The sequence below is a fragment of the Flavihumibacter sp. UBA7668 genome, assembly GCF_002483205.1.
In the GTDB taxonomy this organism is placed as follows: domain Bacteria; phylum Bacteroidota; class Bacteroidia; order Chitinophagales; family Chitinophagaceae; genus Flavihumibacter.
Window position 1 is genome coordinate 745,612 of the sequence record NZ_DLHM01000007.1, and the last position, 25,915, is coordinate 771,526.

General features: G+C 41.9%; 16 protein-coding genes. 11 read left to right on the plus strand and 5 right to left on the minus strand.

All coding sequences use genetic code 11. The features are described 5' to 3' along the window. Positions 1-90: 90 nt before the first annotated feature. From B2746_RS20725 to B2746_RS20740, 4 genes are all read right to left on the minus strand, one after another. Entirely contained in the window at positions 91-525 is a 435-nt protein-coding gene (locus B2746_RS20725; RefSeq protein ID WP_290798491.1) for a hypothetical protein, read from the minus strand. Positions 526-540: 15 nt separating this feature from the next. Continuing rightward, positions 541-1,029: a hypothetical protein gene (locus tag B2746_RS20730; protein WP_290798494.1), complete on the minus strand. Its 489-nt coding sequence runs from the start codon at positions 1,027-1,029 to the stop codon at positions 541-543. Positions 1,030-1,203: 174 nt separating this feature from the next. Beyond that, entirely contained in the window at positions 1,204-1,851 is a 648-nt protein-coding gene (locus B2746_RS20735; RefSeq protein WP_290798496.1) for a hypothetical protein, read from the minus strand. 2 nt (positions 1,852-1,853) lie between these two features. After that, positions 1,854-2,357 carry an RNA polymerase sigma factor gene (locus B2746_RS20740; RefSeq protein WP_290798499.1) on the minus strand — a complete coding sequence of 168 codons (504 nt, stop codon included), beginning with the start codon at positions 2,355-2,357 and terminating at the stop codon, positions 1,854-1,856. Between the two features lie 174 nt (positions 2,358-2,531). Here B2746_RS20740 and B2746_RS20745 point away from each other — a divergent pair, with 174 nt between their 5' ends. The 4 genes from B2746_RS20745 to B2746_RS20760 are packed head-to-tail and all read left to right on the plus strand — an operon-like array spanning position 2,532 to position 12,069. Beyond that, positions 2,532-5,021 (plus strand): glycoside hydrolase family 95 protein, encoded by a 2,490-nt coding sequence (locus tag B2746_RS20745; RefSeq protein WP_290798502.1) that lies wholly within the window; start codon positions 2,532-2,534, stop codon positions 5,019-5,021. 54 nt (positions 5,022-5,075) lie between these two features. Beyond that, positions 5,076-8,015, plus strand: a complete 2,940-nt coding sequence (locus B2746_RS20750; protein WP_290798505.1) for an FAD-binding and (Fe-S)-binding domain-containing protein — start codon at positions 5,076-5,078, stop codon at positions 8,013-8,015. Then, the gene (locus B2746_RS20755) at positions 8,015-9,424 is read left to right on the plus strand and encodes a hypothetical protein (RefSeq protein WP_290798508.1); all 1,410 of its coding nucleotides are present in this window, start codon (positions 8,015-8,017) and stop codon (positions 9,422-9,424) included. The genes B2746_RS20750 and B2746_RS20755 overlap by 1 nt, the downstream gene beginning before the upstream one ends. 17 nt (positions 9,425-9,441) lie before the next feature. Beyond that, positions 9,442-12,069 carry a glycoside hydrolase family 2 protein gene (locus tag B2746_RS20760; protein WP_290798509.1) on the plus strand — a complete coding sequence of 876 codons (2,628 nt, stop codon included), beginning with the start codon at positions 9,442-9,444 and terminating at the stop codon, positions 12,067-12,069. On the opposite strand, the gene B2746_RS20765 is transcribed toward B2746_RS20760, so the two are convergent. After that, complete coding sequence (locus tag B2746_RS20765; protein WP_290798512.1) at positions 12,070-13,368, minus strand: hypothetical protein; 1,299 nt, start codon at positions 13,366-13,368, stop codon at positions 12,070-12,072. It lies immediately after the preceding gene. Between the two features lie 426 nt (positions 13,369-13,794). On the opposite strand from B2746_RS20765, the gene B2746_RS20770 reads away from it, so the two are divergent. The 7 genes from B2746_RS20770 (at position 13,795) to B2746_RS20800 (ending at position 25,910) form a co-directional block, all read left to right on the plus strand. Continuing rightward, the gene (locus tag B2746_RS20770) at positions 13,795-14,325 is read left to right on the plus strand and encodes an RNA polymerase sigma factor (RefSeq protein ID WP_290798515.1); all 531 of its coding nucleotides are present in this window, start codon (positions 13,795-13,797) and stop codon (positions 14,323-14,325) included. A gap of 53 nt (positions 14,326-14,378) precedes the next feature. Further along, positions 14,379-15,320: a FecR family protein gene (locus B2746_RS20775; RefSeq protein ID WP_290798518.1), complete on the plus strand. Its 942-nt coding sequence runs from the start codon at positions 14,379-14,381 to the stop codon at positions 15,318-15,320. Between the two features lie 167 nt (positions 15,321-15,487). After that, the gene (locus B2746_RS20780) at positions 15,488-18,919 is read left to right on the plus strand and encodes a SusC/RagA family TonB-linked outer membrane protein (protein WP_290798520.1); all 3,432 of its coding nucleotides are present in this window, start codon (positions 15,488-15,490) and stop codon (positions 18,917-18,919) included. A gap of 11 nt (positions 18,920-18,930) precedes the next feature. Then, positions 18,931-20,343: a SusD/RagB family nutrient-binding outer membrane lipoprotein gene (locus B2746_RS20785; protein WP_290798523.1), complete on the plus strand. Its 1,413-nt coding sequence runs from the start codon at positions 18,931-18,933 to the stop codon at positions 20,341-20,343. A gap of 8 nt (positions 20,344-20,351) precedes the next feature. Continuing rightward, entirely contained in the window at positions 20,352-22,445 is a 2,094-nt protein-coding gene (locus tag B2746_RS20790; RefSeq protein WP_290798526.1) for a S9 family peptidase, read from the plus strand. Positions 22,446-22,467: 22 nt separating this feature from the next. Beyond that, the gene (locus B2746_RS20795) at positions 22,468-24,888 is read left to right on the plus strand and encodes a serine hydrolase (protein WP_290798529.1); all 2,421 of its coding nucleotides are present in this window, start codon (positions 22,468-22,470) and stop codon (positions 24,886-24,888) included. 134 nt (positions 24,889-25,022) lie between these two features. After that, entirely contained in the window at positions 25,023-25,910 is an 888-nt protein-coding gene (locus B2746_RS20800; RefSeq protein ID WP_290798532.1) for an SMP-30/gluconolactonase/LRE family protein, read from the plus strand. The last annotated feature ends 5 nt before the right edge of the window (positions 25,911-25,915 follow it).

The following is a 25,915-nucleotide window of genomic DNA, read 5'->3' on the forward strand; positions in this document are numbered from 1 at the left end:
GCTAAGCTATTAGATAAAGAAAAAGGGCCAAATTGAAGGCCCTTTTTCAGTTGTTGAACAAAATGTATGAATTACATTTTAATCTAAGCACTAGAGTGACTCAATCGGATTAACTACCGAGAGTATAAAATAATAGCGATTTCCTTTTCCGGTTGGCCAGATTAGTTCATCACCACTTTGCATACCCCATAATGCTGCTCCCATCGGACGGAAAACACTATCACTATGAAAAGCTGTTGAGCCAGTTTCAGGAAGGTTTAATCGGTAACTGAAATTCTGTTTCGCCACCTGGTCTCGTAGCAGAATGTTGGAATGAATTCTTGCTACTCCGGTAGGAAAATTTATACCATCTAAAATGGAAGCTGTTTTAATTTTTTCCTGCAGGGTATTTATTTCCGGCCATTGTGGGTGATGAGACATAAGATACTCTACCAGCACTACATCATTCTTCAATAAAACAATGGGTAAGGGATGCAATAATGGTGCGCGTCCGGCTTTAACCGGTCGGTTTGTTTGAACAGACATATTTATTTATATTAATTATTGATATTGTTCCAGGCTCAATTCATCCAGCTGTTTGAGAAGGTTGATTTTTCTTCGCCAGTAGGCAGCTTTTCGTAATAATTGGGTAGCATCTAAATGATTATCCGTTTTGTTTGAATAAAAACTCAGTCGTATAGCAGATTGATCATTCATTGTACAGTTCAGTAAAATGCCTGATATGATATTGTTATCATTAGATTGTTTTTCAATTGAACATTGTTCAAGTTCTTCAATGAGCAAGATCTTATGAGTGTATTGATTTCCAATGAAGTGCATAAATAAAAGCACCCCCTGGTGATAGTCAATTCCTATAACACGGTCGCTGAAAAATTCAAATAAATCCATTTGAAATCCGCTGCTTTTGCAGAGTGCCTGAAATTGGGCATTCCTTTGATTTGATCTTAGTTTTATTTTCCAGACACTAAAGAGCAATAACAGAAGGATACCCGTTGCCACAAAGGCAAGGAGCTGATATTCCCATTTCATAAATTAAAAATTTGTAAGCGTAATTGGATCAGAAAGAGATCCTGTCAAACGAAGAATCCCCGACTACAGAAGATGAGTCGGGGTAAACGTATTAAAGTCCTTGAGCGCTGAAAAATAGTAAATCATTCAGGGCGAATATAGATCAATTGTCCTGCTTGATTCCCTAGTGATTTGTTAAGAAAGAGTCGGCAAGTCTGCTTCTTTCAGAATGGTAGTTGCCTTTTTTATAGTTGCAAATTCACCTTTGCTGACAAACCAGCGAAACCATTTTTTTTCATGATTTCGGTAATGAAGGTTTCGAAAAGCCCACCAACCCAAACAGGCTTGAACAAACACTACAGGTACATGAATACCCCAGAAGGTTTCCGGAGAGGAATGCATCCATTCCGCACTCATATGCCAGGTTGAAAATACAGGTAATTGAAGCAATAGAATTCCTAAGACCCGAAGGTTGGAAGTTGAAAGCAGCACTAGTTTTTGTTGAGCTTCAATAATCGTATTACTGTTATCAAACTGATTTAATAGGATCAGGTGTTCAATATAAACTATAATGGCATAGGCAGAAACAATAAAATGAATTAGTGCAGATACAACGAAGGCTAATTTGGACCAGCTGAGTGAATGGTAAATCAAAAACCCGATAAAAGATAACCAAAGAATTCCAAATATAATACCTGTCCACCTGGTTCGTCGAACCGAGTTTAAAGCCGATGATGCTTTCATTAGTTGAATTTCCTGCAGGCATTTTTTATTCATTTTTAGGGAAGCATCCAATTTCTGCTGGTATGTTTTCCAGATTTGTATAAGTTCTGTTTCTTGCATAATCAGGTATTTTTTGCGTTTAATTGCAACCGCCATTTTTCTTTAATGCGGTTAACTTTTGTGGCGATATTGGTTTCTGACAACCCTAATATGGCTGCCATTTCCCGGTATGGTTTTTCCTCCAGGTAGAGTAAGATGATGGCCTTATCCAATTGATTCAGTTCTCCGATCAGTTTATAGAGGAAATCAATTTCAGTTGTAGTAGCGATTTGATCCGTCGGAACCAACAGAAGTTCTTCGTCAAGTGCTGCTGTTGGATGGATTCGCCGGTTTTCTTTTCGTAAATGACTTATTGAAACATTTAAAGCAATCCGATAGATCCAGGTTGAATACTGGTATTTCCGATCATATTTATCAAAAGACCTCCAAAGAGCAATGGTGATTTCCTGAACCAGATCCTGGCAGTCATCGGGAGAATTTGTATAGGAACGTGCGATCTTATATAGTAAGCCCTTATAACTTTCCAGCATTTCTGTAAATACTTGCTTTTGATTCGGTTCATTCATCCGTTACTTTCTGGTGTTCTTTCCATATTATTCGCAGCAGAGGTTAAAATATCACAAAATCGGGCTGTTTTTTATGAATTTCTTGCTAATTGGTGAAGATTCAGGTGAAATCTGTCGAAAAATTCCGATACTATTCTGTTGCTGGGGAATATCTTTAGAACATAGAGTTTCCATATGAATAAATTTGCCATTGCTTCCCTATTATTGATAGGGCTGAATGCTTTCCAAAACAAGTGCCATTCGCAAACGAACAGCTCCGGCACTACCAACAACAGTTCAGCGCATACGCTGCGATTTAAACAGGCTGCCCGTTATTTTACCGAGAGTTCACCGGTAGGAAATGGCCGGATGGGAATCATGCAATTTGGAAATCCGAATCGGGAGCGACTTGTCCTGAATGAAATATCAATGTGGTCGGGTGGTCCGCAGGATGCTGACCGTGAAAAGGCACATCAATTCCTTAAACCTATACAGGAACATTTGGTGGCTGGTCGTAATAAAGAAGCGCAGGCATTATTGATGAAAGAGTTTATAGCGAAAGGAGCGGGATCGGGTCATGGCAATGGAGCGAATCAAAAATATGGCGCCTATCAGATTCTGGGGGATTTACTTATTACCTGGAGAGATACTGCAGGTCCGGTATCCGGCTATAATCGGGAACTCGATTTGAAAACTGCGGTTGCCCGAACGCGTTATAATCGTGATAATACTACCATTACAGAAGTCTGCTGGGCGGATTTTACAAATGATATTTTATGGGTACGTATTCACAGTACAAAACCTGGCGGAATCAACCTGGCTCTGGATCTGTTTAGAAAAGAAAATGCAAATACCAGCGTTTCCGGCAGTATGTTACTTATAACGGGACAATTACCCAGCGGAAAGGATAAGGGGCTTCGGTTTGCGACAGCAGTACAACCTGAAATAATTGGCGGTACAATGCGGGAAGATAAATTGGATGGCCGGCCGGTAATCCGAATTGAAAATGCAAATGAGTTAATCATTAAAATAACGGCAGCCACCGATTATGACTATGCGAAATTTGCCATAACCGGATATGACCCGATGCCTGTGGCACTAGCTTATTTGAAATCCGGACTCAATTATAACAGAGCGCTTGAAAAAAATATTAGTGTTTATTCGGGATTTTATCAGCGGAATCAATGGACCATGCCGGAAAATCAGGAAGTGGTGGGATTGAGTACGCAGGAAAGATTGGAGCGATATTCCAATAACCCGTCGGGTACCCGTCGGGTAGATCCAACACTTCCGGTCTTGTATTATAATTTTGGCCGGTATTTGCTGATATCCTCTTCGCGGCCGGGGTTGTTACCGGCGAATCTGCAGGGATTATGGGCGGAAGAATACCAGACCCCATGGAATGGTGATTACCACCTCAATATTAATATTCAGATGAATTACTGGCTGGCGGAAACAACCAATCTTTCCGATCTGGCTGAACCCTTGTTCCGGTTTATAAAAGCACTGGTGCCGAATGGAGAAAAAACAGCCAAAGCATATTATAATGCAAAAGGCTGGGCGGCGCATGTAATTTCAAATCCCTGGCTCTATACTTCACCCGGAGAAGGAGCTGAATGGGGCTCAACCCTTACCGGAGGGGCGTGGTTGTGTGATCATATCTGGGAGCATTTTCGGTTTACAAAGGACACCGCATTTTTGCGCGATTATTACCCTGTTCTGAAAGGCTCTGCCCAGTTTTTGCAGTCGATTCTGATTGAATCACCCAGGCATGGATCTTTGGTAACAGCGCCGTCCAATTCACCGGAACATGCCTATATTATGCCAACTGGTTTCAGAGGGAATACAGTAATGGGGCCAACCATGGACATGCAGATTACCCGTGAATTATTTGGTGCATGTATCCAGGCAGCAGGTATTCTTAAAACGGATGAGGCCTTCAAAAAGGAGTTGGAAAGCATCCTTCCCCGGTTGGCACCCAACAAAATTGGGGCTGCCGGTGATCTCAACGAATGGCTGGATGACTGGAAAGACGGGGAACCAAAACATCGCCATGTTTCACATTTATACGGATTGCACCCTTATGATGAAATAACCCCATGGGCAACGCCTGAACTCGCCGCTGCAGCCAGAAAAACACTTGAGCAACGGGGAGATGATGGAACCGGCTGGAGCAAAGCCTGGAAAATCGCATTCTGGGCTCGCCTGGGCGATGGTAACCATGCATTTGAACTAGTACGGCAATTATTGAAACCAGCTACCAGTTTGGGCACCAATATGTCTAATGGCGGCGGCGTTTATCCTAATTTGTTCTGTGCCCATCCTCCCTTCCAGATTGATGGCAATTTTGGAGGAACGGCCGGTATGGCAGAAATGCTGATGCAAAGCCATGGCTCAGAAGGGGTGATCCGATTACTCCCTGCATTGCCATCGAATGCCGATTGGGCAAGCGGTTCCATAACAGGATTATCTGCCAGGAACGGGTTCGAAGTGAGCATAAATTGGGAAAAAGGACGGCTTTTAAATGCCGGGCTGCTATCCCTCCAGGGAAATTCCTGTAAAATCTGGCTTCCAAAAGGGAAACGCCTGACAAGCGAAACAGGCTCTACGATCGCTTCTTCGCAAAATCAGGACCGGGTAGTTGAATTTAAAACCGTTAAAGGAAGACGTTATCTGGTGCAATAGGCAGAACCTCGAAACAGAATGTCGTAAATTAGCGCCGCAAGCAAACCAATCGACATGATTCAAGAACTGCAGCAACTGAGCCGGCAATTAGAAGGTGAATTGTATTATGATGCTGCGATGCGTACTCTTTATGCAACGGATGCTTCCGCTTATCGCGAAATGCCGCTGGCGGTTGCTATTCCAAAACACGAGCAGGATATAAAGACGCTGATCGCTTTTGCAAGGAAAAATAAGACTTCGCTGATACCCCGCACAGCGGGTACTTCATTGGCCGGACAGGTAGTAGGGTCAGGAATTGTGGTGGATGTGTCCAGAACCTTTACAAAAATTCTTGAATTAAATAAGGAGGAACACTGGGTGCGGGTACAGCCGGGTGTTGTACGGGATGAACTGAATCTGTTTTTAAAACCCCACGGACTGTTTTTTGGTCCGGAAACCAGTACCGCTAACCGTGCAATGATTGGCGGGATGGTAGGAAATAATTCCTGTGGTTCCAATTCTGTGGTTTACAGAAGTACAAGAGAGCATTTGCTTGAAGTCAAAGCGATTCTAAGTGATGGGTCGGATGCCGAATTTAAAGCCCTAAATCTGGATGAATTTCACGCAAAATGTGAAGGGGATTCGCTGGAGAGTCAGATCTATCGTCGGGTTCGTTCACTGCTTAGCGATTATACTAATCAGGATGAAATCCGTCGTGAGTTTCCGAAAAAAACAGTGGAGCGAAGAAATACCGGCTATGCAGTGGATTTGTTACTGGAGACGGCTCCCTTTACTGCAGGACAACCTGATTTTAATTTCTGTTCTCTGATAGCAGGTTCCGAAGGAACCCTGGCATTTTTGACGGAAATCAAAGTGAATGTAGTGCCTTTGCCTCCTAAGGAAACCGGTTTGCTATGTGTGCATTTTAATTCAATTGATGAGTCATTAAGGGCCAATCTGATTGCATTGAAGTATCGTCCGAGTGCCAGTGAACTTATTGATCATTATATTCTGGAATGCACCAAACAGAACCGAGAGCAAATGCAGAACCGGTTTTTTGTACAAGGCGATCCGGGTGCCATTTTGGTAGTGGAGTTTGCGCGTTCAACCAGAGAAGAAATAGAAGCAGCTGCTGCTGCCTGTGAAACTGAAATGCGTGCAGCGGGCCTGGGCTATCATTTTCCATTGTTGTTTGGAACAGATACTAAAAAGATCTGGACACTGCGTAAAGCCGGCTTGGGACTACTTTCTAATCTGCCGGGTGATGAAAAGGCAGTTCCGGTGATTGAAGATACGGCGGTGGATGTGGAGGATTTGCCCGCCTTCATCCGGGAATTTAATGAGATTTTGACCAAACACGGATTGTATTCCGTGCATTATGCGCATGCGGGATCAGGTGAATTGCATTTGAGACCGATCATCAATTTGAAGACAGAAGAAGGGAATCGAATGTTTCGGGTGATCGCGGAAGAAATAGCAACGCTGGTAAAAAAATACAAAGGATCGCTCAGTGGTGAACATGGAGATGGGAGACTGCGTGGTGAGTTTATAAAACAAATGGTGGGAGAGAAGAATTACCAATTGCTTAGAGAAATTAAAAAAGTCTGGGATCCTTCCAATATTTTCAATCCAAATAAGATTGTTGATACACCTCCGATGGATACGATGTTGCGCTACACTCCCGGACAACAAACACCTTCCTTCAAAACGGTGTTTCGTTATCATAATCAGGATGTATTACAGCATGCGGAGCAATGTAATGGATCAGGAGATTGCCGGAAAACGCATCTGAGTGGCGGTACGATGTGTCCATCCTATATGGCTACCCGAAATGAAAAAGATACAACAAGAGCGAGAGCTAATATTTTGCGTGAGTTTCTGACAAGATCCGAAAAGGCCAACCGGTTTGATCATGAAGAGATCAAGGAGGTAATGGATTTATGCCTGAGTTGCAAGGCCTGTAAAAGTGAATGTCCGTCGAATGTGGATATGGCCAAACTGAAAGCCGAATTTTTACAGCAGTATTATGATAGCAATGGAGTGCCATTACGAAGCAGGCTGATCGCGAATTTCTCGTTGTCCGCAAAGCTGGGTTCCATCGCACCCGGACTTTACAACTTTGCCATGACAAATAAGGTGGTGAGTAAATGGGTTAAAAATTTTGCGGGATTTGCACAGGAAAGATCAATGCCTACACTGGCAGGCACCACCCTCAGGGCCTGGTTCAAAAATCATCATCCGCAGCTGGAGAACCTAAATGAAAATTCACCGCGAAGGGTGTATTTGTTCTGTGATGAATTCACGAATTACAATGATGTGGAAATCGGGCAGAAGGCGATCCTGTTACTGGAACGATTGGGCTATGAGGTGGTAATTCCGGAGCATGAGGAAAGTGGAAGAAGTTGGATGTCGAAGGGATTAATCCGTCATGCAAAAGGAATTGCCAACCGGAATATTGCGAAACTTAGGCCCTTGATTTCAGATGAAACACCGTTGATAGGAATTGAACCATCAGCTATATTAACATTTCGTGATGAGTACATTGATTTGGCTGATGATGCGTTACTGGAAGATGCACGGGCACTGGCCCAACATGTGTATATGATAGATGAGTTTATTGCAAGGGAAATCAGTATGGCCAGGATTTCGCCGGAAAAATTCACCAAAGAAAAACGGTCCATAAAGCTACATGGACATTGTCAGCAGAAAGCGATTTCATCCGTTGGTCCATCTGTTCAATTATTATCCCTTCCTGAAAATTATACAGTCGAAACAATACCTTCCGGCTGTTGTGGTATGGCCGGCTCTTTTGGCTATGAAAAGGAACATTATGAGATTTCCATGAAAGTGGGAGAATTGGTTCTCTTGCCAAGTGTTCGATCAGCATCAGAAGATACAATTATTGCAGCGCCTGGAACTTCCTGCAGGCATCAGATAAAGGATGGAACGGGAAGAAAAGCGAAACATCCGGTGGAAGTGTTGTATGAGGCGTTGGAAGTGAAAACGATCATTTAATGCATAAAAATAAATCGGCCAGTATAAATCATTGGTTTAATCTGTATTATAAACAACTCAGATGGTTTATACTGGCGATTATAGCTTTGCCATTTTTAGCGATTTCATATTTTGTTCATCCAATGGGGGATGACTACTGGATTACTTCATTGGTAAGAGAGCATGGATATGTTGAAGCTCAGATCATGCTTTATAAATCGATTACAGCGCGCTATACATTATTAGCCATAGCTGGAGCCAGTCCGCTTAGTTTTGGCAATTTTTGGTTATATAAAATCATACCTCTTATTTATGTATTTCTTTTTTGGGGAATACTTTCCTACTTTTTTCAATCATATATATGTAAAGTGGCGAAGAATGCTGATATTTTTTTCCTTAGTGCTGTTATAACTGTCACTTATTTGGCAGTGATGCCCGGACTTGGTGAAGGAGTTTTTTGGTTTTCTTCACTGGTCTCCTACCAATTTGGGATCTTGTTTTTTCTCTTATGGCTGGCATGCTGGAATTGGTATTACAGGTACAAAAGTGGAAGTCTATTTTACGCTGTGGCAACCTGCACGCTATTGGTAATGTTATCCGGATTAAATGAATTGTTTGCAATGTTGGCCACAGGATTAATTTTTATAATACTCAGTATCAAAATTTATTCAGGTAAAAATAGCAGGCTGGAATATATAATGTTGATTCTTATTGCTGTTGCCTGGTGGTTCTTATTAAGCGCACAATCATTCAGTGACAGGTATGTAGCAGTACCCAAAAAAAATGAAATTGCAATTGTTAGTGCAGTTGGTTACGCAATTGCACAAGTTGGGTATCATGTACTCAAATGTCTATTAAATCCGTTTTTGTGGATCGGATTTTTACTTGGGGCCGGAGCTTTTGAGAGACTTTTACCATACATTCAAGTCGACCAAAGAATGCTTAAAAAAAGGGCACTTTTACTTTTTTTTACTTGTGGAATTTCCATGTTGTTAGTTTCGTTTATGACCTATTATTTTATTGATATCAGGCTGGTACCTTTACGGGTTACGAACCTTATTATTTTTATTTTATTTTCTGCGTTGTTGTTGGCAGGTATGTTGGCATCTGAAAAACTCAGGCAACACAGGTATAACAAATTGCAACAAATCGTTTATCAATTCAGGTTCCTGATAATTACCAGTTTTTTTTTGATTGGTTTTTTTACGAAAAATAATGTCAGCGCTGCTTATTCCGCACTTGTCAGTGGAGAGTTGAACCGTTATGACCAGCAAATGAAAGATCGATACCAGCTGTTGAAAAATTGTCAAACGGATACCTGTAAACTACCTTTGTTAAAGGATATTCCTATTATTATACGCTACTCGATAGTAGATAATGATCCGCATTTGGCGGAGTATTTTAGAAAAAAAATTGTATATATAGAATGAAGGAAAATATCATGTGCATGAAATATTTATATATTCTACTGGGATTAATCCTATGTAACCATACCTATGCGCAAAAGGCGTATGAACTTAACAATGGTTGGAAATGTGCTCCTGTTTCACAGGTTCAGGAAGATGGTAAACTTATTTCCGCACCTGATTATGTACTGAATAATTGGGAACCGGCGGTTGTACCCGGAACGGTTCTGACAACCATGCTGGAAAATGGGAAAGTACCGGATCCGTTTATAGGTATGAATAACACCAGGATTCCCGATATCTATCATACGGGTGGTGCTTATTATACCTATTGGTTTGTGAAAGATTTTACGGAGAAAATTGCGGTTGGGGAGAATGTTTGGTTACATCTGCGAGGTGTCAATTACAGTTGCGATGTTTTCGTTAATGGTCAGAAGCTTAACAGGGAGCGTCATCATGGAATGTTCCTGCGTCAGTCCTATAATATCAGCAAGTATATAAAATCTGATGGAAAGAACCGGCTGGCCGTAATTGTTTATCCTCCGGCTGAACCCGGTAATCCGAATGGTGGTCAGGGTGGTGATGGCACTATTGCAAAGAATGTAGCGCATCAGTACGTGGCAGGTTGGGATTGGATCCAGCCAATCCGTGATAGAAATACAGGTATTTGGGATAAGGTGCTGATTGAAAAAACCGGCAGTGTTAATATTCAAAATCCTCATATTGTTACACTTGTACCGGGAAAAAGAATGCCTGACAGCGATCAGCAGCCGGCTACCTTAAAAGTTGCTGCCGAATTGAATAATAGTTCAAGTTCTTCTGTTAGTGGCCAGCTTCGTTATTCTATCAATGGAAAAACCATCACTAAAACAGTTGTCCTGAAGCCGAATGCAGTAACGGAAATTAAGTTACCGGATCACCAAATCATGCATCCAAAACTGTGGTGGCCTAATGGGTATGGCGAACAATATTTGTATCCGCTGAAAATTGAATTTATTTCAGCAGGCAGGGTTTCGGATGAGGAACATTTACAGGTTGGTGTTCGGGAAATCAAAGCAGACTGGAACAGCACCACAAGAAGCAAACAAATTTGGGTAAACGGACAACCTGTATTCATTAAAGGAGCAAACTGGATCATATCTGACGCTATGCTTCGGTTTAGTAAGGAACGATATAATGCGGAGATCCGTTTCCATCGTGATATGAATCTCAATCTGATCCGGATCTGGGGAGGAGCAATCTCTGAACGGCCGGAGTTTTATGAGGCCTGTGATAAATATGGATTATTGGTAATGCAGGATTTCTGGGGTTCGGGTGATTGCAATGGTCGGTGGGTAGACCCAATGAAAAAAGATGATCAATGGACAAGGAGAAATTATCCGGATGATCATAAACTCTTTCTAACATCAGCAGCTGATCAAATAAAAATGATCAGAAACTATGCATCACTCGCTATGTGGTGTGGCGGTAATGAAATCACCTTACCACAGGATATTCAAACCCCGTTGCGGGATTCCATTTTACCGACATTGGATGGTACGAGATGGTTTGTTGATTATTCGAATTCAGATGATATGTCCTTTAATTTTCTGGGTGGTAATGGAGACGGCCCTTACGGCATTCAACAGCTGAAAACTTTTTTCAATCACCGTACCTGGCCGTTTAATTCTGAAATCGGATCAGTTGGTACAGGTGATTATCAGTCGCTCGAAAGATTTTTACCAAATGAGAATATGGTGCCGCCTGATTATACTGCGGAAACAAGAAAGGAAATAGTTGACTCTGTTTGGCAATATCACAAGTATATTGGTTATAATAACCATATCAATGCGTATGGAAAAACGGCTGATTTAAAAGAGTGGGCGCGTAAAGCGCAGTTGGTAAATTATGATCAGTACCGGTCTCTAATGGAAGGGTTCAGTTCAAGAATGTGGGAATGGTATACGGGCGTTATTATATGGAAAACACAAAATCCATGGACAGCATTACGGGGACAGATGTATGATTATTACCTTGATCCGAATGCCTGTTTATATGGATTGAGAAAAGGATCTGCGCCGATCAATTTCTTTTTCAATCATGCTGATACCAGCTTGCATTTAATCAATAATACCTTCATTCATCAATATGATCTGATGCTGGTAATGAGTTTGTATGATAAAGATGGAAAGGAAAAAAGCCTGGGACAGGTTTTTGCAGAAATAGGACCTTCCACGAGCCGGATTGTAACACATCTCAACAGACAGATTCGTGAGGCAACAAAGGAGGAAGGTGCATTTCTTTCATTGAGGATTCTAAATCTCAAAAAAGAAATAGTATCAGATAACCTGTATTGGTTGCCGGATGCTGAAGGCAATTATTCAGGCCTGAGCAGGATGCCAAAAGCCGATGCACAAATTAATGCAAGGCTGGTAGGTACCGGTAAAATTGAAGTGAGTATTACTGCACCTGCAGGTGGACCAATTTCTTTTTTCAATCGTTATTCCTTAGTGGATCCTGCCACCAAAAAGCGTTTGTTACCGGTATTTTATGAGGATAATTATGTGTCGGTTTTACCGGGACAAACAAAAAAAATATTGTTGGAATTTACTGAGGCTGGTAATAAAATGCCATTGGTTGCGGTAGAAGGTTGGAATCAGGGTGAGCAGTTTATTGAAGTGAAGAGATAATTATTTCTTTACAAATTCAACAACATAAGTGGAATAGTACTTGCCTAAATCGGAGTATTTAAAAAACAAACGGGCTTTTTTGCCGAGTCTTAAACTGGTGCGTTTTGACTTGATATCTTCCTCTGTATTCATTGGTTGCAGAGAAGGATACCAGAGTACATGTCCGGGTTTTTCCAATAATTTCTTTGGGGCTGACCAATCCTGGGAATTGGTGCCTTTTCCAAGGTCCTTGTGCTTGTTGAAGGAGATATACAATTCATCCCCAATCCATGATTGTCCCTCTACCTTACCCATGAGCATAACCCAGCATTCCAGGTATTCATTCCAGCTGACAGACGGACCCCAGTGAAAGCCTCCGGTAGGAGAGGAGGCAGGTCCCCCACCAGCAGATGGAGGCATTTGCAGAGCTGCAATGGGTTTCCCGATTCCGTCCCAGTTTGCAGCAAAAGATTTTCCATCCCAGCGTTGGGCTTTGCCAACAGGTTGATCCAAATCTGCAATGGCAATTCGTGCTACACTAATGCATTGTCCCGCCCATTCTTTCAGGGCGTCATAGGTTGCCGAATCATACACACCGGGATAACCGTATTCACCATAAAACAGATAAATAGAATCACCGACTGCTACTGCGGATGGGTCGCCAACACCGCCAGCGAATGTTTTGGACGTATTATGGGGTTTCAGGATCATTCGGGCTTGTTTATCTTCTATAAAAAGTCCACGATTTTCCCAGTTCCATCCGCCATCCACAGATTTCATCACACCAATGCGGCAAACGGCAGCTGGAGTAATACGTTCGGTTAATCCCAATGGCCATTTATGATCGATATAGCCTTCTCTTGTAATTGAATCGTAGGGAAGGGTTTCCGGATAGTTTTCATTATGATAAATTGCGTACAAGGTTTTACCTGACACATCTTTCGTATCCTGATACACTGTTTCGAACCAGATAGCTCCGTGTAAGCCGGGCTGTCCTACCGGGGCATTTTTTGGTAAGCCCGGGGTAATATAAGCACTGGCGGGATTACTAAAAGCTTCATCTGCATTTTGTCCGCTGGAGAATTTAAGATCATTTGCCGGGCTCCAAACGGGGTCTTCACCGTATTTACCGGGAAATATGCGGAAGGTATCACCAATCCAGGCTTCTGCCATATTACAATCCACGAAGTTATTGAAGTGAAAAGTATCGGTATCAAGCAATTTAAAACCGGGATTAAATTCTTTTGAAGCAGGCTGATTGGTACAGGAGGTTATTAAAACCAGACAGGCAATAGTGATGGCAGTTTTGGGTTGTTGCATGAGGCCAATTTGTAAGTACTGTATTAATATACGACAATTCGCTTGCAGGCAAAAAGAAGGTTCAATCAAATTAATTAAGTAATTGTAGTTTATTACCTGATCCTATAGAGGGTCATTGAAGTATTTAGAAAGATTAAATCGCGAAAAGAAATGTATTGGATCAGATTGACCTTTCTTGTATTTGGGGTTATAACATTAATATATTTCGGTACAAAGGATATGCTGTTTTATTTCTTCTTGCATTGTTATTTACAGGAATCAATCTTTATATAGTCTTATTCAGAATGAAGACTGTCCAATAAAAAAGTTTAAATAAACTTCAACTTAAGGCATCGCACAAAAAAATATATGACAGCATGAAAATTTTTCAGGCTATTTTTTTATTAATTTCATGTGAACCAAGACTACTAATGAACTGTGAAAGGCGTGACTGATACTTATAGCCTCCATTCAGGTAAGGAAATGGAAAATGAATTTGAAGTATTATTCAAAGAACATAACCAATCCGTTTACCTGCTCGCCTTTAAGGTTACTAAATCACACCAGCAGGCTTGCGATATTATGCAGGATGTGTTTGTGAAATTATGGGAATCAAGGCTTCAGTGGGAAGAAATCCGCAATTTTGAAGCCTGGTTACATCGGGTTACCCGCAATCGTCTGATAGATTTTCTTCGAAAAGTAGCTGCAGATCATCGGCTTCAGGAAAAATTATGGAATACGTTGCAACTAAATCAGGAATCTTCAGAAACAGCGTTGGATTTGAAAGAGTCTGCCGCGATACTTCAGGGAATAGTAAATGAATTACCCCCCCAACGTAAGCTTGTGTATCAGTTAAGTCGGGATAAAGGTCTTAATTATAACGAAATTGCGGAGGAATTATCAATATCCCGTCATACTGTCAAGAATCAATTATCCAATGCTTTAAGATTTCTGCAAAAAAAGTTGACCCTGGAATAGGAACATCTCATCACATCTTCGTCATATAAGAAGATGTCCATAACATCATCCCAATGAATCAAAGGTTTAAGCACCTGTTCAGGAAATACCTGGACAACAGTTGTAGCAGGGAAGAATTCGACGAATTATTTGCCTATATGGAACAACAGGGAGATCAAAACTCGCTGGATGGACTATTGGAATCGTTCTCGGAAAAGCAGGAGCCTATCGAATCTCTGCCCGGAAAAAGACTGTTGCCACGTATAGCTGTAGCAGCATCGATACTGGTTGTGCTTTCAGGAGCAGTTTGGTGGTTTAGCCAGCAGAGGAGCTTACCTGTAAAGGATGTTTTAAATAATAGTGTTGCATCTGTAACAACGATTTCCAGGTCAACTGAAAAATCCGAATATAAATACCTGTTGTTGCCCGATAGCACACAGGTGTGGTTAAATGCTGACAGTAAGCTGGATTTTCCGGAAAATTTTGATAATAAAAAAAGGATAGTGCATTTGAAAGGGGAAGCGTATTTTGATGTAAGGCATGCAGATAAAATCCCTTTTATTATTTATACAGGAGAAGTTAGTACAGAGGTGCTGGGGACAGCTTTTAATATCAAGGCTTATCCGGATATGGAAAAGATAACGGTATCTGTTAAACGTGGAAAAGTGAAAGTGAATTATGCAAATAAACAGGTAGCAGTATTGACGAAAGGGAAAGAGGTGGTGATAGGAAATCTGAATAAAGAAGCGAAGGAGAAACCGGTAAAGGAAGAATTAACGGCTGGCTGGCAGGAAGGCAATCTGGTATACGACGACTATAAAGTTGGTGATATTCTGGCAGATTTAGAAAGGGTATATGATGTAGATATTAAGGTTGGAAGTCCCGAATTAAAGGAATTGCGGGTTACTACAACCCTGAAAAGACAATATGGAGTGGAAAGTGCGCTGGAGATATTAAGCAGGTTAATCGGGACGGAGATAACCATTAATAATGGTTCCTATATAATTAAAAAATAATGAACAAACACATGAGTATTACCTAAAACAACAAAAAAAGACCGCTTCAGGGGCAAACTGTCGCGGTCTGGCTTAAAAACTGTTTGAGAACATTTAAACCAATCAAAACTATGAGTTTTATTTCAAAAACGCATGGGTGGACTTCGCATTGCGTTCAAGTACTAGTTATGAGAGCATTGACCCTGGCAATCTTGTTAACCATTAATGGTGTATTAATGGCCGAACGCTCATCGGGGCAGGATCTGAGTAAAATCAGGATTTCCATCAACCTTAAGAATGTTCCGCTGAAAGCAGCCTTGAAAAAAATTGAAGGATCTACGGATCTGTCTTTTTCTTTCAAAACAGCTGATATCGTCCATTTCAGAAGCATCAGCTATTCCGCTGAAAATATCAGCGTTGATAAACTGCTGAATGTGCTTTTCGAAAATACGGGTCTTGATTATGAAGTAATGAATTCCAATATAATTATTCGAAAGATGGCTGAAAAGGCAGCTCCGATAATTACCCGCACTGAGGCAGAGTTTGAGGGGGGAATCAGGGGACGGGTGATTAATAAAAGGGGAGAGCCTGTGGCGAATGCATCCATCCTGGTAAATGGAATAACACAAGGAACTGCTGCAGACCAGGAAGGCAGATTTTCTTTATCCGGCTTAAAAGCAGGGACCTATACACTGGTTATTTCTGCGGTAGGATATGGAAAAATCGAAAGAACCGTAACGGTAACCGATAACAATATTGCTTCCCTTGATATTGTGATGACTGAAGACAATGCAGATATGGCGGAAGTAACAGTAACAGCACTTGGTATACGAAGAGAAAAAAGAGAATTGGGTTATTCTGCTCAGGAAGTGAAGGGAGATGCATTGGTTGCGAGCCGCCAGCCGAATATTGTAAATGCATTACAGGGGCAGGCCGCTGGTTTGCAGATTAACTCCGGTGGTGGTGCACCCGGGCAGGGGTCAAAGATTATTTTAAGGGGATTGAACTCACTGGACGGCCAAAGAGAATTTCAACCTTTATTTATTATTGATGGTATTCCGGTAGACAACACTACGGATGTTTCAGATGGAAGTGCATTATATGGCATCAGTAATCGAGCAGCAGATATCAATCCCGATGATATAGAGTCCATAAATATTTTGAAAGGTGGAGCAGCGACTGCATTATATGGACTGCGTGCATCAACAGGTGCAATCGTGATTACTACAAAGTCTGGTAAGGCTGGAAAGCTAAGAGGTTCAATTACATCTACCTATGGTATTGATGAAATCAATATGTATCCTGAAACACAATCAAAATATACACAGGGTTGGATGGGTGTATATGATCCAAGTAGTTTCTGGCCAACCACTGGTCCATCAATTGAAGATGCAAAAGCAATTGACCCAACCCATCCGGATAAAATTTTTAATAATTTCAAACATGGATATAAAACTGGGAACTCTTTCCGGAATTCTTTAAATATTTCTGGTGGTTCAGAACGGGCAACATTTACCGGAACCTTTTCTCAGTTTAATCAGGAAGGCATAATGCCCTTTACAGATTATAAAAACTTTTCAGTTAAAGTTGGCGGTGAATTCAAGCTTTCTGAGAAAGTAAAAATAGGAAGCAGCCTTAATTATGTCAAATCCGGTGGTCGTAGGGGAAATGCAGATCGCTATAATGAAAACCTTACTTATTTTTCTCCAAGATGGGATATCTGGGATTATATCAATGACAATGGTACACAGAATACTATAGTAGGGTCTGGAAATGATAACCCTATATATGTTTTAAGGGGAGTGGATTACAGAGATAATGTGGATCGAATGATCACCAATACTCACATTTCTTATGCACCTGCTAAATGGCTGGATATCAACTATCGTTTTGGCGCAGATATTTATAGTGATGGGAGAACATCCAAATCACCTGGCCCAATGGGATTACCAGATGAAATTTATCCGGCCAGTGATTTCGGGTTTGGAAATATTTCTGAGTACAATGCAAGAAATACTATTCTAAATTCGACCCTGATGCTGAATTTTAAAAACAAAATTGGCAAGCATCTGAATTCTTCTCTCAAGCTGGGTCATGATCTGTTTTCTAGAAAACGTACCACAGTTTATGCAAATGGAGATACACTGGTGGTTCCTAATTTCTATAACCTGAATAATGCGAAACGTGTAACAGGTTCCAATACACTACGTGAATATCGAATCATTGGTTTATTTGCAGACTGGACCTTAAATTGGAAGAATTACCTCTATATGACCCTGACTTACAGGAATGATTATACATCATCTCTTATTAAAGAGAACAGATCGTTCAGTTATCCATCTGCCAGTCTGAGTTATATATTTTCTGAAACCTTTAATCTTCCCGACTGGTTTTCTTTTGGTAAAGCCCGTGTATCTGTTTCAAAAATTGGAAAGGATGCACCTCCTTATGCAACTTCTTCAGGATATTCTCTAGGTTCACCACTCAATAACAATGTAATTCCTTTCTTCCTCCAAACCAGAACCGGAGACCCATTGTTACGGCCGGAGTTCACAACTTCATATGAGGGTGGAGTTGAACTTAAATTTCTGCAGAATCGTTTAGGTATAGATTTTACCTATTATAATAATACAAGTAAGGATCTTATCCTTCCTATTAAAGTACCTGTTACAAGTGGATTCGATGAGATTTATCTTAACTCTGGAAGTATTCGTAACAGAGGTGTTGAATTAAGTATTTCGGGTACACCTGTTCAAACCAGAGATTTTACCTGGGATGTACGCGCCAATTTTACGTCCAACAAGAATACCGTATTATCCATCTATCCTGGTTTAACCGAAGTAGTTGCTGGAAGCCAGTTTGGCTATCTAAGTTCTACTGTTACACAGAAATATATTCCAGGTTTCCCGGTTGGTGCATTATTTGGCAGAACATACCAGCGATATTATGGTGATAAAACAGAAAATCCCATCATGCTGGAAGAAGATTTGCCAATTATTATTGGAGCAAATGGTTTTCCATTATTGAATCCTGCTTCTAAACAACAGTATATTGCTAATTCTCAACCAAAATGGATCGCCAGTTTAGGAAGCACGCTGAGGTATAAGGGACTTAGCCTTTCCTTTCTATTTGATACGCACCAGGGTGTATATCGGTATAATCAGTTAGCAAACTTCATGGGGGCATTTCTGATGCATAAAGGATCAGAGAACAGGAATGATATTAAAGTATTTGATGGAGTTCTTGCAAATGGTAATCCAAATACCAAACCCGTTTGGCTTGGTCAGGGTATGGGCCCGGATGGAGTAAATTATGGTAATGGGTATTACCGTGATAATTACCGGGGATCGTCTGAAAACTTCATTGAGAATGCGTCCTGGATCCGGTTAAGAAATCTTAGTTTGGGTTATACAATTCCATCAAATATTGTATCAAAATCTGGCTTTTTAACTGGTGCTTCTGTTAGCTTCACTGGAAATAATCTTTGGATACAAACCAAATGGAGTGGATTTGATCCTGAATCCAGTTCTACAAGTTCGGGCAGCATTGTTGATGGTTTTTCCGGATTTACCTATCCTGCGACCCGCAGTTATCTTGTTTCCCTCAATCTTAATTTCTAAAACAGGTAACAATGAAAAGACTTAATAATTTTATACTTATAAGCATATTATTTTCCTTTATCACTGGTTGTAGTAAATACCTGGATAAGCTGGATGATCCTAATCTCGTAACAATTCCACCTTTAAATGGATTGTTAGGGCACACGACCTACAATACAGGTTACAATGTTTATAGAATGGGTTATAATGCTTCTTATTTCGCCCAATACCAGGCATCAAGTACAAAAGGGAGTGATACTGAAATTTACAACGAAGTGGATTATTCTACGACCTGGACAGCCTTTTACAATAACATGATGAATATCCAGCAAATGTTGACAAAGGCGGAAACTGATCAGGCATATCATCATATAGGTGTGGGTAAAATAATGATGGCCTACCAATTAAATATGTTGATTATGTCATTTGGTGATGTGCCTTATAGCGAAGCATTAAAAGGGGGTGAATTACTTTTACCTAAATATGATGATCAGTCAGTGCTGCATTCCACCTGTATGACGCTGCTTGATGAAGGCATAGTTGAACTGCAAAAAACAGGTGCAAGCCTTAACCTGGATGCAGCAAGTGATGTAATTCATGGTGGCAACACAGAAGCCTGGATTAAAACAGCACAGGCACTAAAAGCCAGGTTCATGAATCAGTTAACCAGAAAGGCATCCTATAATGCAAACAATGTTTTAACCCAATTAAACAATACCTATACGTCCAACTCAGACGATGCCATGATGACGGTTTTCCGTGGTCGTAGTCCCTGGAACCAGGTAGCTTACAACAACACTGTTTTATTATTGGATGGCTGGCTGAGTGAGCAATTTGTGGATGCATTGGATGGTACCACTTTTGGTGTTGAAGATCCCCGTTTGCCTCTCATTGCTACCTTAACCCAGTTTGGAGATTATCGCGGTACACCCAATGGAGCCGGCAGAATTGGAACCGGAACGGATGATGAAGAATCTTACCTTTCTGTTGATGGCTATTATTCCAAAGGCAATGCACCGCTTGCCCTGGTTACTTATGCAGAGATGAAGTTTATTGAAGCAGAAGCAGCATTCCGCGCTGATGATAAACCAAGAGCCTATGCAGCTTATCTGGCCGGAATCGACGCACATATGACTAAAATTGGCGTTGCACCGGCTGCCAAAGCCGCCTATATAAATGAAGCTTCCGTTAGTGTGGGAGAAGATAATATTACTTTGGAACTGATTGCCAAAGAGAAATATGTGGCTATGTTCCTGCATCCCGAAGCCTGGGTGGATGCTCGGCGATTTGATTATAATTATGCGGATTTTGAACTGCCGGAGGGTGCTGTTTTAAACACGTTTATCCGTCGCCTCGCTTATCCAACGGTGGAATTCAGCCGCAACGGTGCCAATGTTCCGGATATTTCCGGATTGGATGAAAAACTGGCATTTGATAATCCTTAATGAATGGAATGATACGACAAGGCCTGGTTAGTTTTTTATTCATGGTTTTTTCGCTTGCAGTAAACGCGCAGGAATTCTCCATGGAATCCGTCACCTCCTATCCCTTTCCTTCGGAATTAACTGCGGCTGCATCCGGATCAAGAATTGCAGTGGCACTTAACGAACTGGGAATGCGAAATATTTATGTGGCAGAGGGTCCGGATTTTAAGTTAAAAAAAATAACTTCTTTTGACCGGGATGAGGGATTGGAAATTAGTTGTGTTCGTATATCACCCGATGGCAAATGGATTGTTTTTGTTCGGGGGGGCGATTATGGCGCATTTGATGAAACCATACCAAGGAATCCTGCATCATCACCTGTACAACCAAAAGTACAGGTGATGAGCCTTCCTTTTGAAGGAGGCATGCCTCAGATTCTTGACGAAGGCATGGAGCCGGTTTTTGATCCAACAGGCAGGTTTGTTTTGTATGAGAAAAATGGCGCGTTATGGGAAGCTGCAATCGATGGCAGTACAAAAGCGCATAGAAAATTTTATGTCCGGGGTTCGGTTAGTCAATATAGTTATTCACCTGATGGCAGGCAGATTGTATTTGTAAGCAATCGACGTGATCATTCCTTTATAGGAATCTATACCGATTCCATTCAACCGATTCAATGGATTGCACCCTCTGTAGCCAGAGATGTCTCACCCAGATGGTCACCCGACGGAAAACAGCTGGTTTTTGTTCGCCGAAATGCGGCAGGAGGCCGGCCTGATTCCATTACAGTACGCAGGCATCAGCCCTGGTCTGTAATGATTGCCGATCCATTGACAGGAATAGCAAAAAAAATCTGGACAGCTCCCAAAACACTTAGAGGCTCTTTCCCAGGTACACAGGGAGGAACCAATTTGCATTGGGCTGATGGAAACCGCATCGTCTTTGTTTCCTATATGGATGGATGGCCTCATATCTATTCAATTCTTTCTGATGGAGGTACTCCGCTTCTTTTAACAAAGGGAAATTATATGCTGGAGCATATCAGGCTGAGTCCTGATCGCAAATGGCTGATTGCTGCTGCCAATACCGGTCCCGATAAAGATGATCTGCATCGCCGGCATATTGTAAAAATCCCGGTAGATCGCTCAACTGTTGAAGTGCTTACGCCTGGGAACGGGATTGAAGCCCTGCCGGTAATTACAGGGGATCAACAACATATCGCTTTTATTAGTGCCACCGCCCAACGTCCGGGTATAACCGCAATAATGCCATTCAAAGGCGGACCTGTCCGATTGGTTGGCGCAGCTAATCTTCCGGCTGATTTTCCGGTTGCCGCAATGGTTATTCCTAAAGCGGTAAGTTTTCGCGCATCGGATGGCGTATTGGTGCACGCGCAATTATTTGAACCGGCAGGCGGGGGTATTTCAAAAAAACCTGCTGTCGTATTTATCCATGGCGGGCCACAACGACAAATGCTGCTCGGCTGGCATTATGGTGATTATTATTCCAATACCTATGCGCTTAATCAATACCTGGCTAGTAAAGGGTTTGTGGTATTGTCTGTAAATTATCGGTTAGGCATCGGGTATGGATATGAGTTTCAATACCCGCGTAACTGGGGAAGCTATGGTGCTTCAGAATACCTGGATGTAAAAGCAGCGGGAGACTGGCTGGCCCGTCAGTCCTTTGTGGATGCCAATCGGATAGGTACCTATGGCGGTTCCTATGGCGGCTATCTGGTGGCACTGGCTCTCGGAAAAGATTCCAAATTATTTAAAGCAGGGGTGGATGTACATGGCGTACATACCAATAAAGAAGATTATCCTTCTTTTGATGGAGAACAAGCCCCTGATGCTGCCTATGCCCGAAAAACAATCTGGACATCCTCACCGGTAGCATGGGTAAAAAGCTGGACCTCACCCGTTTTATTTATTCATGGTGATGATGATGGCAATGTACCGTTTTCCGAAACAGTGGATCTGGTAAAACGATTTGAACAATTGGAAAAACCCTATGAGAGCCTGGTGATTCCGGATGAAACACATCACTGGATGCGGTACCATAACCAGGTACTGGTTGATAAAGCGGTGGCTGAATTCCTTCAGCGAAAACTAATGAAATAATCAGGTAGTAAAAATGAATAGCATGAAACGAATCAGGCATTTCCTTTTCGGAATGGCAGGTATTTGTATGGCAGCAGCCCCCTTATCTGCTCAAAAAAAACAGGCAGTAGTACCACCCGGAATTGATGCCTATATCAATAAAGTAATCAACTCCCTGAATGTGCCCGGCGTAGGAGTTGCTATTGTAAAGGATGGTAAAGTGGTATTGTCCAAAGGATATGGCGTAAAGCGAATGGACACAAAAGAACCGGTGGATGACCAGACACTTTTTCTGATTGCGTCCAATAGTAAAGCATTCACTGCTACTTCACTGGGGCTGCTGGTGGAAGATGGTAAAATAAATTGGAATGATAAGGTAATCAAACACCTGCCCTGGTTCAAGATGAGTGATCCGTATGTTACGCAAAATATAACCGTTCGCGATTTATTGGTGCATCACAGCGGTTTACCTGCCTATGCAGGCGATATTATGTTATTCCCTCCGGCAACCTTCAGCCGAAAAGAGATTCTGGAGAAGCTGCCACAAATTCCGCTCCGGTATGATTTTCGAACCGTATATGCCTATGATAATATTTTATACGTAGCTGCCGGTGAATTGATATCAACGGTATCGGGAATGCCCTGGGAAGAGTTTGTGCAGGAAAGGATCTTTAAGAAAGTGGGCATGAAGGAAAGTGTAGCGCGATATACAGATATAAAGACTAAATCCAACTTTTCGTTTGGGCATGCCCGCTCGTATAATCAGGTAAGAATAGTTGAAAACTTCCGGGAACAGAATATTGGAGATGCTGGTAATGCCGCCGGGGGAATTGTTTCCAGTGCATCAGATATGGCCAATTGGCTGATTACTCAACTTGATTCGGGTCGTACACCATTAAAGCAGCGGGTACTCACGCCTGCAGCAACAGTTGATTTATGGAAAATAATCCGCCCCATGCCGATAAGCAAAGTGGATTCATTGATTCGTCCGTCTCAATCCGATTTCTGGGGCTATGCCTCGGGATTTCGTTCCTACAATTATGGTAAATATAAAGTGATTGGACATGGCGGGGCTTTATCCGGATTCGTATCCCAAATTGCCATGGTACCCGATTTAAATCTGGGCGTGGTGGTGTTGACGAACCAGGCATCAACAGCCGCTTACTGGTCGATCATTTATCAGGTGCTCGATTATTATATGGGAAATTCATCCTTTGACTGGCTGGGTGGTTATAAACGGATACAGGATTCGGCAGTGGCAAGAGCACTGGCGAGAAAAAAGGATCTAAGCATTACCAAAAAGCAGGGTGATCAGCCATCCCTGCCTTTATCCGGATATACAGGTAATTTTATGGAGCCTTTATTGGGCAGAGCTACCATTCGGGAGGAGCAAGGCGGACTGGTACTGCGATTTGACAATACTGCACATTATGTGGCAGACCTTCGCTATTTCCAATATAATAATTTTATAGCCACATTTAGAGGCATGGGACTACCTACAGAGGCCTATGTTTCTTTTGGGTTGAAAGCAGACGGCAAGATTGACAGGGTTCGGATCCAGGTAGATGATCCCGCCTCACAACTTGATTTTTCGGAGATGGAATTAACTCCCATAAAAGAGAAAAAAATGGATTCAGTTAAATTGGATAAGACATTGAGGGCTGAAATGGCGAAATACCCGGAAGCTGGATTTGCTGTGGCATTTAAAGATCTGGGGACAGGCCAAACTTTTTTTATAAACGAACAGATGAATTTTCATGCAGCCAGTACCATGAAAACTCCGGTTATGATGGAAACCTATAAGCAGGCTGCGGCTGGAAAATTTTCATTGCATGATAAGATTGTGGTTAAGAACAGCTTTACCAGTATTGAAGACGGATCGGTATTTAGTGTGAGTCCGGCGGATGACAGTGAATTTGAATTGTATCAGTTAATCGGGAAAGAATTGCCGATTTCGGATATCCTCCACCGTATGATTACCAAAAGCAGCAATCTTGCAACCAATATTATTATCGATTTGGTGGGCGCAAAAAATGTGATGGCAACCATGAAGGAGATGGGGGCTAATCAGATTCAGGTGTTGCGTGGAGTGGAAGATAAAAAAGCCTATGAAGCAGGTAAGAATAATACAACGAATGCGTATGATCTGATGCTGCTATTTGAGCAATTGGGAAATGGAAGTTTTGTCAGCAAGATGGCCTGTGCAGAAATGATCCGGGTATTACAGGATCAGTATTTCAGGGATATCATTCCGGCTAAATTGCCTGTTGATGTACGGACAGCTACGAAAAGCGGTTCAATTACTAAAATTGCGCATGATTCCGGTATCGTGTATTTGCCGGATGGCCGGAAATATGTGGTGGTATTGCTGTCGAAAGGAATTGAGAATCAGGAGGAAGCTAAAACTTTATTGGCAGGCCTCTCCAAACTTATTCACGATCAATTTACTGCTCCGAGTCCCTGATACTTTTCCGCCCTTATAAACCTATAAAATATTCCGTTAGGGGCAAGGTAAAGGAGTGATATATAATGTGAAACAGGTTATACTTTTGAGGGCCCTGCTGAACTATTTTTACTGCATATTCCGCAGGAAAAAACATGAAAGCAACTGTTTTATATACATCTGGCTGCCAGCTCGGTGAAAGCCCGCTGTGGCATGCCGGCAGAAAAAGCTGTTTCTGGGTCGACATTGAAGGAAGGTCTTTCTATGAAGGCAATTGGGAGCAGGGAAATATCTGTCGCTGGCAAATGGACAGTCGGGTGTCTTTATTGATTGAAGGAGAGAGAAATCAGCTTATTCTGGGTATTCAGGGAGGTGTTGTCTATTTCAACTTGCAATCGGGTCGAATTAATTGGGTTACGAAACTGGATACCAATTGGGCGGGTTATCGATGTAATGACGGGGGTAGCGATGCCAAGGGACGCATCTGGGTTAGCACAATCGATCTGGCACATCGTGAAGGAAAAGGCAGCCTTTATCTGGTATATCCTGATGGAGGGTTTGAAAAGAAGTTAAGTGGACTGAGTATCCCCAATGGAATGGTCTGGTCACCCGATAATAAGCGGCTATATTTTGTGGATAGCATTACGCGAGAAGTTTATTCCTATCTATACGAGCATAAAAATTCCGATCTTACTTTAGAAAAAGCGGTCATCCGTATTCCGCCAGATAAAGGATTGCCCGATGGAATGGCGATGGACAGTGAAGGAATGTTGTGGGTAGCACTCTGGGGCGGATTTGGGGTCGGCCGTTTCAATCCGGCAACGGGCGAAATGCTTAGTTTTGTTGAAGTTCCTGCTCCTCAGGTAAGTTCCTGCGCATTTGTTGGAGAGCACCTTAATTTGCTGATGATTACTACCGCGCGGACAGGTCTGGATGCATCGACCTTGCAGCAATACCCTAATAGTGGACATGTTTTTATTGTTAACCCCGGTGTAACAGGTGCACCGGTTTTCTCATGCAGGATGGAACCTGCGACTATTTAATAAAT